Annotated in this window: 16 protein-coding genes; 14 read left to right on the top strand and 2 right to left on the bottom strand. The window is 70.7% G+C overall.

The window, feature by feature from the left end:
* Positions 1–100: 100 nt before the first annotated feature.
* The gene (locus tag QQY66_RS29170; RefSeq protein WP_301987533.1) at positions 101–1,315 is read right to left on the bottom strand and encodes a sensor histidine kinase; all 1,215 of its coding nucleotides are present in this window, start codon (positions 1,313–1,315) and stop codon (positions 101–103) included.
* A 223-nt stretch (positions 1,316–1,538) separates the two neighbouring features.
* On the opposite strand from QQY66_RS29170, the gene QQY66_RS29175 reads away from it, so the two are divergent.
* From QQY66_RS29175 to QQY66_RS29235, 13 genes are all read left to right on the top strand, one after another.
* The gene (locus QQY66_RS29175) at positions 1,539–1,934 is read left to right on the top strand and encodes an NADH-quinone oxidoreductase subunit A (protein ID WP_301983243.1); all 396 of its coding nucleotides are present in this window, start codon (positions 1,539–1,541) and stop codon (positions 1,932–1,934) included.
* Positions 1,925–2,659, top strand: a complete 735-nt coding sequence (locus QQY66_RS29180; RefSeq protein ID WP_301983244.1) for an NADH-quinone oxidoreductase subunit B — start codon at positions 1,925–1,927, stop codon at positions 2,657–2,659. The genes QQY66_RS29175 and QQY66_RS29180 overlap by 10 nt, the downstream gene beginning before the upstream one ends.
* Positions 2,656–3,855 carry an NADH-quinone oxidoreductase subunit C gene (locus tag QQY66_RS29185; RefSeq protein WP_301983245.1) on the top strand — a complete coding sequence of 400 codons (1,200 nt, stop codon included), beginning with the start codon at positions 2,656–2,658 and terminating at the stop codon, positions 3,853–3,855. Before QQY66_RS29180 ends, QQY66_RS29185 begins: the two co-directional genes overlap by 4 nt.
* Positions 3,852–4,820, top strand: coding sequence for a complex I subunit 1 family protein (locus tag QQY66_RS29190; RefSeq protein WP_301983246.1), 969 nt, complete (start codon positions 3,852–3,854; stop codon positions 4,818–4,820). The genes QQY66_RS29185 and QQY66_RS29190 overlap by 4 nt, the downstream gene beginning before the upstream one ends.
* Before the next feature lie 2 nt (positions 4,821–4,822).
* On the top strand, positions 4,823–5,590 hold the full coding sequence (locus QQY66_RS29195) for an NADH-quinone oxidoreductase subunit I (protein WP_301983247.1): 768 nt from the start codon (positions 4,823–4,825) through the stop codon (positions 5,588–5,590).
* On the top strand, positions 5,590–6,387 hold the full coding sequence (locus tag QQY66_RS29200) for an NADH-quinone oxidoreductase subunit J (RefSeq protein WP_301987534.1): 798 nt from the start codon (positions 5,590–5,592) through the stop codon (positions 6,385–6,387). Before QQY66_RS29195 ends, QQY66_RS29200 begins: the two co-directional genes overlap by 1 nt.
* Positions 6,387–6,776 carry an NADH-quinone oxidoreductase subunit NuoK gene (gene nuoK / locus QQY66_RS29205; RefSeq protein WP_301983248.1) on the top strand — a complete coding sequence of 130 codons (390 nt, stop codon included), beginning with the start codon at positions 6,387–6,389 and terminating at the stop codon, positions 6,774–6,776. Before QQY66_RS29200 ends, nuoK begins: the two co-directional genes overlap by 1 nt.
* Entirely contained in the window at positions 6,773–8,767 is a 1,995-nt protein-coding gene (locus QQY66_RS29210) for an NADH-quinone oxidoreductase subunit L (RefSeq protein WP_301983249.1), read from the top strand. The genes nuoK and QQY66_RS29210 overlap by 4 nt, the downstream gene beginning before the upstream one ends.
* A gap of 6 nt (positions 8,768–8,773) precedes the next feature.
* Entirely contained in the window at positions 8,774–10,348 is a 1,575-nt protein-coding gene (locus QQY66_RS29215; RefSeq protein ID WP_301983250.1) for a NuoM family protein, read from the top strand.
* Positions 10,345–11,868, top strand: coding sequence for an NADH-quinone oxidoreductase subunit N (locus tag QQY66_RS29220; protein ID WP_301983251.1), 1,524 nt, complete (start codon positions 10,345–10,347; stop codon positions 11,866–11,868). The genes QQY66_RS29215 and QQY66_RS29220 overlap by 4 nt, the downstream gene beginning before the upstream one ends.
* Positions 11,869–12,046: 178 nt before the next feature.
* Positions 12,047–12,910 carry a zinc metalloprotease HtpX gene (gene htpX / locus QQY66_RS29225; protein ID WP_210582755.1) on the top strand — a complete coding sequence of 288 codons (864 nt, stop codon included), beginning with the start codon at positions 12,047–12,049 and terminating at the stop codon, positions 12,908–12,910.
* A complete protein-coding gene (locus QQY66_RS29230; RefSeq protein WP_301983252.1) occupies positions 12,907–13,302 on the top strand; it encodes a YccF domain-containing protein in 396 nt (131 codons plus the stop codon). The genes htpX and QQY66_RS29230 overlap by 4 nt, the downstream gene beginning before the upstream one ends.
* Before the next feature lie 153 nt (positions 13,303–13,455).
* On the top strand, positions 13,456–14,016 hold the full coding sequence (locus QQY66_RS29235; RefSeq protein WP_301983253.1) for an SMI1/KNR4 family protein: 561 nt from the start codon (positions 13,456–13,458) through the stop codon (positions 14,014–14,016).
* A 62-nt stretch (positions 14,017–14,078) separates the two neighbouring features.
* On the opposite strand, the gene QQY66_RS29240 is transcribed toward QQY66_RS29235, so the two are convergent.
* Positions 14,079–15,323: an APC family permease gene (locus QQY66_RS29240; RefSeq protein ID WP_301983254.1), complete on the bottom strand. Its 1,245-nt coding sequence runs from the start codon at positions 15,321–15,323 to the stop codon at positions 14,079–14,081.
* Positions 15,324–15,487: 164 nt separating this feature from the next.
* Between QQY66_RS29240 and QQY66_RS29245 the strand changes: the two genes are divergently transcribed.
* Positions 15,488–15,754: a GlsB/YeaQ/YmgE family stress response membrane protein gene (locus tag QQY66_RS29245; protein WP_210582752.1), complete on the top strand. Its 267-nt coding sequence runs from the start codon at positions 15,488–15,490 to the stop codon at positions 15,752–15,754.
* Positions 15,755–15,757: the final 3 nt, after the last annotated feature.

Consider the following 15,757-nt stretch of genomic DNA (forward strand, 5'->3'; position numbering starts at 1 on the left):
CGTCCTGTCGTACCGCGGCTGTGCCGTCGTACCCCCACACTGCTCTGCCGCAGTTCCGCGGACCATGGAGTCCGTCGGCCTCTTGAACGGGGGGTTTTCCCTACCCCTGGCTCCCGTGGCTGCCCTGGCTCTGCCGGTCGTCCGCCGGCGCGCGGTCCCGCCACGGCAGCTCGGCCGTCACCGTCGTCGGGCCGCCGGCCGGCGAGTCGACGACGAACAGGCCGTCCACGGCGTCCAGCCGCTCGGCGAGACCGCTCATGCCGGTCCCGCCGTCGAGCCGCGCGCCCCCGCGCCCGTCGTCCCACACCTGGATCAGCAGCCGGTTCTCCACCCGCCACACATCGACCGACGCAGTCCGCGCCCCGCTGTGCTTGCTGATGTTCTGCAGCAGCTCGGAGACGGTGAAGTAGGCGATGCCCTCGATCGCCGCGGCCGGCCTGGCGTCCAGGTCGGCCGTCACCTTCACGGGCACGGTGCAGCGCGAGGCGACGGAGGAGAGCGCCGCGTCCAGGCCACGGTCGGTGAGGACCGCGGGGTGGATCCCGCGCGCGAGGTCCCGCAGCTCATGCAGGGCCAGCTTCACCTCGCCGTGCGCCTCCGCGATCATCCCCGCCGCGTAGTCCGGGTCCTCCAGCAGCTTCTCCTTGGCCAGGCCCAGCCCCATGGCCAGATTGACCAGCCGCGCCTGCGCCCCGTCGTGCAGATCCCGCTCGATGCGCCTCAGGTCGGCGGCGGCCGTGTCGACCACGACCCCCCGGTCCGACTCCAGCTCGGCGATACGGCGCTCCAGCTCGTCCGAGGGCGACAGCAGCCCGCGCACCATCGCCCGGTCCGCGTTGGTCAGCCCCCGGGCGATGAACGGCAGCACCGGCCACAGCACGAACAGCGAGGCCAGCGTGATGGTGAAGGTGAGGATGCCCCAGGGCAGCCGGATGAAGTCGTACAGGACCGTGCGCCAGCCCACCGGGTCCTTCAGCGCCATCCACAGCCGCTGGAAGAACCCTCCCTGGCCACGGATCCGCAACGGGCTCGGCTCGTCCACCCGTACCCTCAGCAGCGCCCTGGCCCGCTTCCGTTCCAGTTTGCCCAGCTGCCGCGCGCCCATCAGCCCCAGCGCGAGCAGCGGCAGGCCGATCACCGTGACGGTCAGCCCGGCGCCGAGCCACAGCACGGTGACGACGTAGACGAACCCGAACAGCGCGACCGGAAGGTTCAGCAGAAGGTGCGCGATCTCCTTCCAGGTCTGCGAGTTGAAGGCGAATTGGGCCGGCGGCAGGCGCTCGGCGTCCGGGGCCGTGGCGGCGTGGCGCGGCATGCCGGTGTCGGGTGTGCGTGCGGTCATATGGGCTAGCGTGCCGCGCGGACGGCCGCCGCGCCATGAGGTCGGCCGCCGGGATACACGGGGGAAATCCCCACCCCGGTGGACCAAGGCGTGAAGGCCTGCTTACCGTCGCTTTATCAGGGCCTAGACTCCCGTGCGTACAGATCGTCGAACGCAGGGTTCACGTGGGTCACGAGGTCAGGGAGTGAGGACGGACGTGCGCGATTCGACCGTCGTCGTCGCGGCGGACTACTTCCAGTCGTACTCGGTCGTGGGGCTGCTCGCCGTCATCGGCGTGCTGTTCGTCGCCGTCGCCTTCGGCGCCAGCCGCCTGCTGCGGCCCGTGGTCCCCACCCCCGAGAAGCTCCTGACGTACGAGTGCGGCGTCGACCCCGTCGGCGAGGGCTGGGCCCACACCCAGGTCCGCTACTACGTCTACGCCTTCCTTTACGTCATCTTCGCCGTCGACTCGATCTTCCTGTTCCCGTGGGCGACGGTCTTCGCCGCTCCCGGCTACGGCGCGACGACGCTGGTGGAGATGTTCCTGTTCCTCGGCTTTCTGGCCGTGGGCCTGTTGTACGCCTACAAGAAGGGGGTCCTGGCATGGACGTGACTCCTTCTTCCGAGCCGGTTGTGCGGCCTTCCGAGCCGGTTGTGCGGCCTTCCGAGCCTGTTCTGCTGCCGGAGCCGAAACGGCTGGGCGCCCTCGCCCGCCTCGCCCCCGAGCCGATGAAGGTCGTCCTGAACTGGGGCCGCCGTTACTCGCTCTGGGTCTTCAACTTCGGCCTCGCCTGCTGCGCGATCGAGTTCATCGCCGCGTCGATGGCCCGCCACGACTTCATCCGGCTGGGTGTCATCCCGTTCGCCCCCGGTCCGCGCCAGGCCGACCTGATGGTCGTCTCCGGCACGGTCACCGACAAGATGGCCCCCGCCGTGAAGCGCCTGTACGAGCAGATGCCCGAGCCCAAGTACGTCATCTCCTTCGGCGCGTGCAGCAACTGCGGCGGCCCGTACTGGGACTCGTACTCCGTCACCAAGGGTGTCGATCAGATCATCCCCGTGGATGTCTATGTGCCGGGCTGCCCGCCCAGGCCCGAGGCGCTGCTCCAGGGGATCATCAAGCTCCAGGAGAAGATCGCTCGGGAGTCGCTGCGGGAGCGGTACGGAACTCCTGCGGGGCGTCCGTCGACGGCGGCGCTGCAGAGCGGGTTGGTGCAGCCGCCGGCGGTGTCGGCGACGAGTGGCGGTATCGGGGCGGATAGCGGTAGCGCGAGGGACGGCGATACGGCGAAGGACGGCCGTACTGTGAGGGACGGCGATACGGGGGAGGCCCGATGACCGGCGCCGTCGGCTGGCTGCCCGCCCCCGCCGAGGAACTCTTCGGCGCGGAGGCCACGGCCGAGGAGTCGTACGAGCTCCTGACGGTCGACGTTCCGGCATCGGCCTGGATCACGGCACTCCGGACCGCCCGCGACGAGCTGGGCTGCACCTACTTCGACTGGCTCAGCGCGGTCGACGAACCCGGCACGGGCTTCCGCATCGCGGCCCACGTCGCGGCCCTCTCGCCGGTACGACGCCTGCTGCTCCGTACGACGGTCCCGCACGAGGCCCCTGCCCTGCCCACCGCCATCGGCGTGTACGCGGGCGCGGCCTGGCACGAACGCGAGACCCACGAAATGTTCGGCGTCCACTTCGAGGGCCACCCGGCGCTGGACCACCTCCTCCTGCCGGAGACCTTCGAGGGCCACCCCCTCCGCAAGGACTTCGTCCTGGCCTCCCGCGTCGTCAAGGCCTGGCCCGGAGCCAAGGAACCGGGCGAGTCCGAGCACGGCGGCCCCAAGCGCCGCCAGATGCTCCCCCCGGGCGTCCCCGACCCCAACGAATGGGGCCCCCAAAAAGGCCAACTCCCACCCGCCCCGGCCCGCCCCGCACGGGGTGCGGCAGCACGCGGCACGGGCGAACGTCCAGCGCGGGCCACACGTGCGGCTGCGGGCGCGGGCGACCGCCCCGTACGTCGTAGCCGTACGGCGTCGGAGGGCTCGGCGAGCCAGACGGCGACGGCGGAGAGCGGCACAGCCCCGGCGGAGGGCACGCCTTCGGGGGAGGGGGAGGGCACGCCTTCGAGGGAGGGGGAGGGCACGCCTTCGAGGGAGGGCACGCCTGCGGCTCCGCCGGCTACTTCGACTGCCTCGGCTTCTCCGGCCCGGCCGCGTCGCTCGCGGAGCGTGGGCGAGGGCTCGGCCTCGCAGCGCACGCAGGCAGGGGCGCCGGAGGGTGCGGCGGCGGCAGAGAGTGCGGCGGACTCCGCCTCCGCCTCCGCCACGCCACCCGAGGCTCCTCGTAGCGCGGATGCCCCTTGGCACCACGCCCGTCCCGCCTTCGACGAACCTGAGCCGGAGGGGGCCGAGCCGTCCGGGGAGACCGCCCCGAAGTCCGGGGACGAGAACGCGGACGCCACCCCGGAGACCCCGGACCCCGAAAGCTCGACCCCCGAGTCCCCGACCCCCGAAGACCCCGCAGGAGGCCCGCAGTGAACGACGTGCTCGACGTCACCCTGCGACTCCTGGTCGTCTTCGTCGTCTTCCTCACCTTCCCTCTGATCATCGGTCAGACGGAGCACAAGGTCATGGCCCATATGCAGGGCCGCCTCGGCCCCATGTACGCCGGTGGCTTCCACGGCTGGGCCCAACTCGTCGCGGACGGCGTGAAGTTCGCGCAGAAGGAAGACGTGGTCCCGGCGGGCGCGGACCGCCGTATCTTCCAGCTCGCGCCTGCCGTAGCCCTCCTCCCGTACCTCCTGGTCCTCCTCGCCATCCCCATCGGCCCGGGCGAGGGCGCGGTCGGCGAGGTCATCGACGCGGGCATCTTCTTCGTCCTCGCGGTGATGGGCGTAGGCGTCCTCGGCTCGCTCATGGCCGGCTGGGCCTCCGCCAACAAGTTCTCCCTCCTCGGCGGCCTGCGCACCGCCGCCCAACTCCTCGCCTACGAACTCCCGATGCTGCTCACCGCCGCCTCCGTCGCGATGGCGGCCGGCACGGTCTCCCTCCCCGGCATCGTCGACGCCTTCGAGTGGTGGTGGCTGCCCTGGCAGATCGTCGGCGCGATCGTGTTCTTCGTGGCGGGGCTGGCCGAACTGCAGCGCCCCCCGTTCGACATGCCGGTCGCCGACTCGGAGATCATCTTCGGCGCGTACACCGAGTACACCGGCCTCCGCTTCGCCCTGTTCCTCCTCGCCGAGTACGCCGGAATCGTCGTCCTGTGCGGACTGACCACCGTCCTCTTCCTGGGCGGCTGGCACGGCCCCTGGGGCGCCGACGGCCTCGGCTGGGTCTGGACCCTGCTGAAGGCGGCCGTCCTCGCCTTCATCGTGATCTGGCTCCGCGTGACCTACCCCCGCCTGCGTGAGGACCAGCTCCAGAAGCTCTCCTGGACTCTCCTCGTCCCCCTCTCCCTCGCCCAGATCGCCCTCACCGGCATCGTGAAGGTGGTGATCCAGTAACCATGGCCCCCATTCCTGGGTCCGGCCTCGCCAAGGGCCTGGCCGTCACCCTCCGCACGATGACCAGGAAGTCCGTCACCGACCAGTACCCGGACGCCCAGCCCGACCTGCCGCCCCGCACCCGTGGCGTCATCGGCCTGTTCGAGGAGAACTGCACGGTCTGCATGCTGTGCGCCCGCGAGTGCCCGGACTGGTGCATCTACATCGACTCCCACAAGGAGACGGTCCCGCCCGCGGCCCCCGGCGGTCGCGAACGCAGCCGCAACGTCCTGGACCGCTTCGCCATCGACTTCGCCCTGTGCATGTACTGCGGTATCTGCATCGAGGTCTGTCCTTTCGACGCCCTGTTCTGGTCCCCGGAGTTCGAGTACGCCGAGACCGACATCCGCGAACTCACCCACGAACGCGACAAGCTCCGCGAGTGGATGTGGACGGTCCCCGCCCCACCCGCCCTCGACCCCGCCGCCGAGGAGCCCAAGGAAATCGCAGCGGCCCGCAAAACCGCCGAGAAACTGGCGGCCGCACAGGCCGAACCGCCCCCCACACCTGAGGGCGAGCCCGGCACCGCCCAGCCGTCCGGACCCACATCGACCCCCACACCCGAGAGCGGGCCCGGCCCCACCCCGCAAGCGAAGCCGTCCGATCCGCAGGCCAAGCCCGCCGATCCCCAGGCCAAGCCCGCCGATCCGCAGGCCAAGCCCGCCGATCCGCAGGCCAAGCCCTCCGACCCGCAGGCCAAGCCCGCCGATCCGCAGGGAGGCGAGTCGTGATCCTCGCCTCGGCCGCCGCGTCGGCGCACACCACGACCACCGTCGCCGCCGACACGCACGGCTTTCTCTCCCCGACCGGCGTCGAGATCGCCTTCCTCCTCGTCGGCCTGGTCACCTTCGGCGCTGCCCTGGTCACTGTCACCACCAGGCAACTGGTGCACGCCGCCCTGTGGCTGGTGGTGACCCTCGGCGGCCTCGCCGTCGAATACCTCCTGCTCACCGCCGAGTTCATCGCCTGGGTCCAGGTCCTCATCTACGTCGGTTCCGTCGTCGTCCTCCTTCTGTTCGGTCTGATGCTCACCAGGGCCCCCATCGGCCGTTCCCCGGACGCCAACTCCGGCAACCGCTGGGCCGCCCTCACCGTCGCCGTCGCCGCGGCCGCCGCCCTGGTCTGGGTCGTCGTCGATGCCTTCCGCACGACCTGGATCGAGCTGGACGGCCCGGCCGCCGGCTCCACCGAGGCCACCGGTGCGAGCCTCTTCCAGAACTGGGTCCTCCCCTTCGAGGCCCTCTCCGTCCTCCTCCTCGCCGCCCTGGTCGGCGCGATCGTCCTCTCCCGCAAGGCAAAGGCGGACGCGGCGACCGGCCCGAACACTCCGAGCGCGAAGGGGGCTGACCCGGGCAAGGGGGCTGACCCGGGCAAGGGGGCTGACCCGGGCAAGGGGGCCGACCCGAGCCAGGGCGCCTCCCCAAGCATGGGGACCAACCCAGGCAAGGGGACCGGCAACAGCACGGGAGCCCACAGCGGCACAGGAGCCGGCAACGCAGACGGCTCCGACAAGGAAGGTGTCCGCTGATGCACCTCGCCTACCCCGCCGTACTCTCCGCCCTCCTCTTCTGCACCGGCCTGTACGGCGTCCTCGCCCGCCGCAACGCGATCCTGGTCCTGATGTCCGTCGAGCTGATGCTCAACGCCGTCAACCTCAACCTCGTCGCCTTCGACGTCTGGCTCAGCAGGACCGCCGAGGAGACCCTGCACTCCGGCCAGGCGCTGACCCTGTTCACCATCGCCATCGCCGCCGCCGAGATCGGCATCGGCCTGGCGATCGTCCTCGCCGTCCACCGCAACCGCGGCACCGCGGACATCGACAAGCTCCGCGACACCGCCGAGGGCCACGAGCCCGAGAGCCCCGAGACCGACGGCCCGGCAGCCGGCGCGGCCGAGAAGGCTGAGGCCACCGCGTGACCACGACCACTCTCGCCGTCCTCGTCCCCCTCCTCCCGTTCCTGGGCGCGGTCGTCGGCCTGCTCATGGGCCGTAGCGCTCCCGGCTTCGTCCGCCCGCTCGCCGTCCTGCCCGTCCTCACCTCCCTCGTCGTGGCTGTGCTGGTCGCCGTGCGCCAGGGCGGTGACGAGGCCGTGAACGCGGCCACCGAACTCACCCCCACGGGCTCGATCCCGATCGAACTCGCCCTGCACATCGACGGCTTCGCCGCCCTCGTCGCCGTACTGGTCGCCTTCGTCGCCTCCTGCGTGCAGATCTACTCGATGGGCTACCTGCGCGACGACCCGCGCTACCCCTCGTACGCCGCCCTCGTCTCCCTCTTCACCTCCGCGATGCTCCTCGTCGTCTACTCCGGCGACCTGATGGTGCTGCTGGTCGGCTGGGAGATCATGGGCATCTGCTCCTACTTCCTGGTCGGTCACTACTGGGAGACCCCGGAGGCCCGCGCCGCCTCCCTCAAGGCCTTCCTGGTGACCAAGCTCGGTGACGTCCCCTTCCTGATCGGCCTGTTCGCGCTGGCCACCGACGCCGGGTCCTTCCGGATCACCAAGGTCCTCGGTGCCGTGTCGACCGGCGCACTCGACCATCCGACCCTGATCGCCCTGCTGCTCCTCGCCGGCGTCGCGGGCAAGTCGGCGCAGTTCCCGCTGCACACCTGGCTCCCCGACGCGATGGCCGGCCCGACGCCCGTCTCCGCGCTGATCCACGCCGCGACGATGGTCGCCGCCGGTGTCTACTTCATCGCCCGTCTCCTCCCTGTCTTCGAGGCCTCGCAGGCCGCGATGGTCGTCCTCGCCGTCATGGCCGCCGTCACGATGGCCGGCTCGGCGCTGGCCGCGCTCGCCCAGGACGACATCAAGCGCGTACTCGCCTACTCGACGATCGGCCAGCTCGGCTACATGACCGGCGCCCTCGCCGTCGGCGACCGCGGAGCCGCCGTCTTCCACCTCCTCACGCACGGCGCCTTCAAGGCGCTGCTGTTCCTCGCGGCCGGCGTGATCATCCACGCCGCCGGCACCAACTCGCTGGCCGCCATGTCCCGGATGCGCGACCTGCGCGACCGCGTCCCGGACGCCTACTGGACGATGACCGTGGCCCTCCTCGCGCTCGCCGCGATCCCGCCCTTCAGCGGCTTCTTCTCCAAGGAGTCCGTCCTTGGCGCCGCTGAGCACATCACCACCGGCCACGCCGAAGGCGTCCCGGTCGCCGCGGGCTGGATCATCCTCGTCGCCGGTCTGCTCACAGCCCTGCTCACCGCCGCCTACGCGATGCGCCTGTGGCTGCTCGCCTTCCGCGGCCGGGGAGCCGAGGCCCCGGACCACGGCAGGCAGCCCCTCACCATGACCGTGGTGCTCTGGGTACTGGCCGCGCCGTCACTCGCCATCGGCGGGCTGGCCTACCAGTCGCTGCCCGGCTGGTTCGACGGCGACGACCTGACCCCGACCCTCACCACGTCCATCCTCGGCACGGGCCTCGCCGTCGTCGGCGGACTCGTCACCTACGGAGCCTGGCAGCGCACCACCGCACTGGCGGCCCGCACACCGCTGGGCGCGGTCGCGGCCCACCCCGAAGGCGACGCCGGACTGGTCGAGGCCGAGGCCATCGCAAGCCACGCGCCCGCCTACGGAGACATGGCCTACGCGCCCGACCCGGCCGACCCGGGCCGCCTCCTGCTCGGCCCGCTCCACCGTCACGCGGCCGTCGGCTTCCACCTCGACGCCGTGTACTCGGCACTCTTCGTCCGCCCGGTCCGGGCCGGAGCCACCCTCGTCCGGTTCCTGGACCGCGAGGTCGTCGAGACCTACGTACGCGGCGCGGGCACCCTGCCCCGCTGGCTCGGTGCCGCCGTACGACGCGCCCAGACCGGCAATGTGCAGACCTATGTGAGCGCGCTGCTCGCCGGCACCGTCATCCTCGCGGTCGCCGCCGTCCTCGTCGCCACGGGAGCGTGAGCAGGCGTGATCGATATCAACGAGTCCGTGATGCAGTTCCTCCTGGCATTCGTCGTCGTCGGCCCGCTCCTCGGCGCGGCCGCCGCTCTCTTGCCGGCCCCGCCCGGGCTGAAGGGGAAGTCACCCGAGCAGGCCGTGCTGCGGCACGGCGTCACCGTGACCGGCGCGGTCCTCATCGCCGCGATCGTCCTCACGCTGGGCTTCGACCACGACCAGCCCTCGAAGATGCAGGCGACGACCGACATCAGCTGGATCCCGGCACTCGACGTACGGATCCACCTCGGCATCGACGGCATTTCCCTCCCCCTTCTGGTCCTGACCGCGCTGCTGACCTTCCTCTGCGCGCTCTACTCCTACTCCAAGATGCCTGCGGGTCCGACCCCGAAGGCCTTCGTCGCTCTGCTGCTCGTCCTCGAGTCCGGCACCCTCGCGACCTTCGCCGTCCTCGATCTGCTGCTGTTCTTCCTCGCGTTCGAGATGGTGCTCATCCCGATGTACTTCCTCATCGCCCGCTGGGGCGGCGAGGGCCGGACCCAGGCGGCCTGGCGGTTCATCCTCTACACGCTGCTCGGATCCGTGGTCATGCTGCTCGGCCTGCTCCTGATCGGAATCAAGGCGGGCACATTCGACATGGTGGCACTCGCCACTGACAACGGCCGGTCGCTGACCACATCCGTGCAGGTCATCGCCGTTTTGTCGATCGGGCTCGGGCTCGCGGTCAAGACGCCGATGTGGCCGTTGCACAGCTGGCTGCCGGACGCCCACACCGCGGCGCCGACCGTGGGTTCGGTCCTGCTGGCAGGCGTCCTGCTGAAGATGGGTACGTACGGGTTCGTCCGAATCCTGCTGCCCATCACGCCCGACGGCTTCCGCACCTTCGCGCCGTACCTCGCCGCGTTCGCCGTCGTCGGGATCATCTACGGATCCCTGGCCTGCCTCGCCCTCGCCAAGCAGGGCGCGAAGGGCGATCTGAAGCGCCTCATCGCCTACTCCTCCGTCGGCCACATGGGCTTCGTCCTGCTCGGCATCGCCACGATGACTCCGACCGGCGTGAACGGCGCCCTGTTCGCCAACATCGCCCACGGCCTCATCACCGGCCTCCTCTTCTTCCTGGTCGGTGCGCTGAAGGACCGCACGGGCACGACCGACCTCGACACCCTCGCCGACAAGACCGGCGCGGCCCTCTACGCCAAGACACCCCGCCTCGGCGGTCTGCTCGCCTTCGCCGCGGTCGCCTCGCTCGGGCTGCCGGGCCTCGCCGGATTCTGGGGCGAGATGCTGGCGCTGTTCGGCGCGTTCGACCCCGCCGACGGACTCAGCCGCCCGGCGTTCCTCACCTTCATGTCGATCGCCGCGTTCGGCACCCTGCTGACGGCCGCGTACCTGCTCGTCGTGGTCCGCCGCGTGTGCATGGGCGTCGTCCCGCACGAGGCACCGAAGCTCGCCGACGTCCAGAGCTACGAGTTCGCGGCCTGGACCCCGCTCGTCGCCCTCACCGTCGTCGCCGGGCTGTGGCCGAAGGCCCTCCTCGGCCTGACCGACCCGGCCGTGCAGCAGCTCCTCGCAGGAGGCACCCGATGAGCGCCCTGGCCCAGCCACTGGCCGAGTCCCTCGTCCAGTCCGTCGACTGGCTCGCCATCGCGCCGCCCACCGTCGCGGCAGTCGTCGGACTCGTCGTCCTCGTGGCCGACCTGTTCCTCGCCGATTCCCGGAAGGCACTGCTCGGCTGGGCGTCGGTCGCGGGCCTCGCCGCCTCGGCCGCCCTGCTGCTGCCCCTCCTGGACGGCGACCGCAGCACCTTCTGCCTGACCGGCGCCCCGGACATCTGCAGCTATACGGCCGACCGCTTCACCCTCGTCATCCAGTTCCTGGTCCTCGGCGGCGCCCTCCTGGCCGCCCTGCTGTCGGTGACGGCCCTGAAGGACGCCAACAAGGGACTCCCCGAAGGGGAGTTCTGGTTCCTGCTGCTGTCCTCCGTGGCCGGCGCCGCCCTCCTGCCCGCCTCCCGCGACCTGGCGACCCTCATCGTCGCCCTGGAAGTCGCCTCCCTGCCCGCCTTCGCCCTCGTCGGCCTCCGCCACGGCGACCGGAGGTCCTCCGAGGCGGCCCTGAAGTTCTTCCTGTCCTCGGTGACCGCGACCGCGGTCAGCCTCATGGGCATCAGCTTCGTGTACGCCTCCACCGGCACCCTCTACCTCACCCAGATCGCCGACCGGATCCAGGACGTCGACGCACAACTCGACACCCTCGCCCAGACCGGCGTCGTCCTCACCCTCGTCGGCTTCGCCTTCAAGACGGCCGCGGTGCCCTTCCACTTCTGGGTGCCCGACACCTACATCGGAGCGCCGCTGCCGGTCGCCGCCTATCTGTCGGTCGTCGGCAAGGCCGTCGGCTTCTCCGGCCTGATCCTGGTCACGGTCATCGCGCTGCCGTCGTACGCCGACGTCTGGGGCCCGGCACTCGCAGTACTGGCCGCCCTGACCATGACCGTAGGCAACGTCGGCGCCCTGCGCCAGCAGGCCACGCGCGCGTACAGCGCCGTACGACTGCTCGCGTGGTCGTCCGTCGGCCAGGCCGGCTATCTGCTGGTGCCGATCGCCGCCGCCGGGTACTCCGACGACGCCGAGAAGTCCATCGGCTCCACCGTCGCCTACGCCCTGATGTACGCCGCCGTGAACCTCGGCGCCTTCGCGGTGGCCGCACTGGTGGGCCGTACAAGATCCCTCAACCGCATCACCGACTACCGCGGCCTGTACGCGAAGAATCCCCTCTCCGCCCTCCTCCTGGCCTTCTTCCTGCTCTGCCTCGCCGGACTGCCCCCGGGCATCATCGGCCTCTTCGCCAAGGTCACCGTCTTCTCCGCGGCCGTCGACGCGGGCCTCGGCTGGCTCGCCGTGGTGATGGCCGTCAACGTAGTGATCGCGCTGTTCTACTACCTCCAGTGGACGGCCCTGCTTTTCCGCGCCCCGGAGGGCGAGCCCGTCGAGCACCGGGTACCCGCACCCGTCACCGCAGCGATCACCATCACCGCGGTACTCGGCATCGCCCTCTCCGGAGCACCCCAGGTGGTCCTGCGCTTCGCCGACACCGGCCTCTTCTGAACGGACGGCACCTCACCAGGACGGCCCACGCCCGCCGCCGCACGCACAAGGGAACTAGTCACCCTCGCCTGGCGTTGACCAGTACGGGAGGGTCCACTGGACGTGACACCACGGCACCAGTGGCTTCGGATATCGACAAGCAAAGGGTTCCCCTGCCGCACCACTTGGAGGGCGTACCGTGCACCGCCGGCACAACGGGCTCAGGACCGCAGTACTCCTCGGGGGACTGTCCGCACTCATCATCGTCATCGGCAGCCTTTTCGGCCGCATGGGGCTCGTCGTCGCGGTCGTGATCGCCCTCGGGACCAACGCGTACGCGTACTGGAACAGCGACAAGCTCGCGCTACGCGCGATGCGCGCCCGCCCGGTGAGTGAATTCGAGGCCCCGGCCCTGTACCGCATGGTCCGCGACCTCTCCACCCAGGCCCGCCAGCCCATGCCCCGCCTGTACATCTCCCCGACGGAGGCGCCGAACGCCTTCGCGACCGGCCGCAACCCGCGCAACGCGGCCGTGTGCTGCACCGAAGGCATTCTGCGCATCCTCGACGAGCGCGAGCTGCGCGGCGTCATCGGCCACGAACTCAGCCACGTCTACAACCGCGACATCCTGATTTCGTCGGTCGCCGGCGCGCTCGCCTCGGTGATCATGTTCCTGGTCAACTTCGCCTGGCTGATCCCGATCGGCCGCTCCGATGACGACGACGGACCCGGCCTCCTCGGCATGCTGCTGATCATGATCCTTGGCCCGCTCGCCGCGACTCTCATCCAACTGGCCATCAGCCGCTCCAGGGAGTATGAGGCGGACGCGTCCGGCGCCCAGCTCACCGGCGATCCCCTGGCCCTGGCCAGCGCCCTGCGCAAGCTCGAGACGGGTACCAAGCAGCTCCCGCTGCCGCCCGAGCCCCGGATCGAGACGGCGAGCCACATGATGATCGCGAACCCCTTCCGCCCCGGTCAGGGATTCTCCAAGATGTTCTCGACACATCCGCCGATGGCGGAACGCATCGCCCGGCTCGAGAAGATGGCAGGTCGCCCCCAGTGAAGACAATCCTCAACGTCATCTGGCTCGTCCTGAGCGGTTTCTGGCTGTTCCTCGGCTACCTGCTCGCGGGCGTGCTGCTGTGCATCACCGTCATCGGCATCCCGTTCGGCATCGCCGCGTTCCGTATCGGCGTCTACGCCCTGTGGCCCTTCGGGTACACGACGGTCGAGCGCCGCGACGCCGGCGCCCCCTCCTGCGTCGGCAACGTCCTGTGGCTGGTCCTCGCGGGCTGGTGGCTCGCCCTGGCTCACATCGTCACCGGCATCGCCCTGTGCATCACGATCATCGGCATCCCGTTCGGCATCGCCAACTTCAAGCTCATCCCGGTGTCGCTGCTCCCGCTGGGACGCGAAATCGTGTCGACGGACCAGCCGTTCTCGTCGCGTTGGTAGGGCAGAAGCGGCAACCGGTCCGGTAGGGCGGGCGCCGGCCGGTCCAGTAGGACAGAGCCGGCAACCGCTCCGCCTCCGACCGCCAGTTGTCCACAGCCCGACGGTTGTCCACAGCCTCGCCCGACTGTCAGTGGCGGCTTGCATCATGAACCCATGACCGAGATCGAGCAGTTGCTGACACGGGTGGCGGCCAAGGCACGCAACACTCACCCGTGGGGCTGGACTTCACTCCCCGAGCCCGTGGACACGGCCACCCTGTCCCGCGCCGAGGCCGCCCTGGGCTTCTCTCTGCCCCCGCTGCTCGCCGAGCTCTACCTTCGGATAGGAGACGGCGGATTCGGCCCGGAGTACGGCCTGCTGCCCCTCCTCGACAACGCGCCCGCCGGCGAACCCGCCGCCGTCGAGCAGTACCTCGCCAACCGCGCCACCGGCCGCAAGGATCCCGACTGGCCGTGGCCCGAAGGCGTCCTGCCGATATCCCACTGGGGCTGCGCGATGTACGCGTGCGTGGACTGCCGCACCCCGGAAGCCACCGTCCTGCTCTTCGAGCCCAACGCCGACGACTGCGACCACGCCTGGTTCGTGGACGCCCCCAGCCTCACGGACTGGCTGCACGCCTGGGTCGAGGGCACGGGTTGGTACGCCGAGATGAACGAAGAGCTGGAGCTGGCCCCTTGGGCCGACTTCCGCATACGCACGGCACCGATGCCGTAACCCGCCTCGCACGGCCACGGACGCACCGCGCACCTACTGCCGGGCCACCCAAGATCGCGCACCTACCGCCCGGCCACCCACCGCCGCCGTACGCCGTACGCCGCCACACCCACCGCCAGCACGCCCGCACCCACGACCACCGAGGCCACCGGCAACGCGAACGCCAGCACCACACACCCGAGCAGCCCGACCGCCGGCACCACCCGGGCCAAGGGAGCCGATCCGAGCGTCCAGGCCGACGCGTTGGCCACCGCGTAGTAGACCAGCACACCGAAGGAGGAGAACCCGATCGCGCCGCGTACATCCACCGTGGCGGCCAGGATCGCGACCACCGCGCCCACGGCCAGCTCCGCCCGGTGCGGCACCTGGAAGCGCGGATGGACGGCCGCCAGCGCGCCGGGCAGATGCCGGTCCCGCGCCATCGCGAGCGTCGTACGCGAGACACCGAGGATCAGGGCGAGCAGCGAACCCAGCGCGGCCACGGCAGCACCCACCCGCACTACCGGCACCAGCCCCGGAACCCCCGCCGCCCGCACCGCGTCGGTCAGCGGCGCGTCCGCGTCGCCCAGAGCGCCCGCCCCCAGCACGGAAAGGACAGCCACCGCCACGCACGCGTACACCACCAGTGCGATCCCCAGAGCCAGCGGGATGGCACGCGGGATGGTGCGCGCGGGATCCCGTACCTCCTCACCGAGGGTCGCGATCCGCGCGTACCCGGCGAACGCGAAGAACAGCAGACCCGCTGCCTGAAGCACCCCGCCCAGGCCACCGGAGGCCCCGATGTCCAGCCGCCCGGCGTCGGAGTCCCCGGAGCCCAGGCACACGACCACCACGGAAGCGAGGACAGCCAGCACGACAGCCACGATCACCCGGGTCAGCCAGGCCGACTTCTGGACCCCGCCATAGTTCACCGCGGTCAGCGCCACCACGGCCGCGACCGCCACGGCGTGCGCCTGCTCCGGCCAGACGTACGCGCCCACGGTGAGCGCCATCGCCGCACAGGACGCCGTCTTGCCGACCACGAACGACCAGCCGGCGAGATATCCCCAGAACTCCCCGAGCCGCTCGCGCCCGTACACATACGTGCCGCCCGAGGCCGGATACAGCGCGGCCAGCCGCGCCGACGACATGGCGTTGCAGTAGGCGACCACGGCGGCGACGGCCAGCCCGAGCAACAGGCCGGACCCGGCGGCGTGGGCGGCGGGCGCCAGGGCGGCGAAGATCCCGGCTCCGACCATCGAGCCCAGGCCGATGAGCACGGCGTCCCCCACACCCAAGGTGCGCCGTAGTTCAGAGCTGGAAGTCATCACGCACCGCACCCTACTGATCAGTGCAACCGCCGGGTGCACCGGTGACGTCCTCTCCATCAACAAGGCGCGAACACGCGAGCGACCAGTACAACCGGCCCGACGGGACCCAAATCACAGCGCGGGGACAGTGCGGGCACAGCACGAAGGGGCAGGTTCACGGCATGACCATTGTTGGCTGGATCATCCTGGGACTGTTGGCCGGAGCCATCGCCAAGTTCCTGCTGCCGGGCCGTGACCCGGGCGGCTTCATCGGTACGACCGTGATCGGTATCGCGGGTGCGTTCATCGGCGGCTGGATATCGGCCCGTTGGCTGGACCACCCGATCACCAAGGACTTCTACGACACCACGACCTGGGCCGCGGCGATCGGCGGCTCACTGGTCCTGCTGGTCGCCTACCGCCTCCTGTTCGGCAACTCGCGCGACTGAGCG

The sequence above is a fragment of the Streptomyces sp. DG2A-72 genome (assembly GCF_030499575.1).
GTDB lineage: Bacteria > Actinomycetota > Actinomycetes > Streptomycetales > Streptomycetaceae > Streptomyces.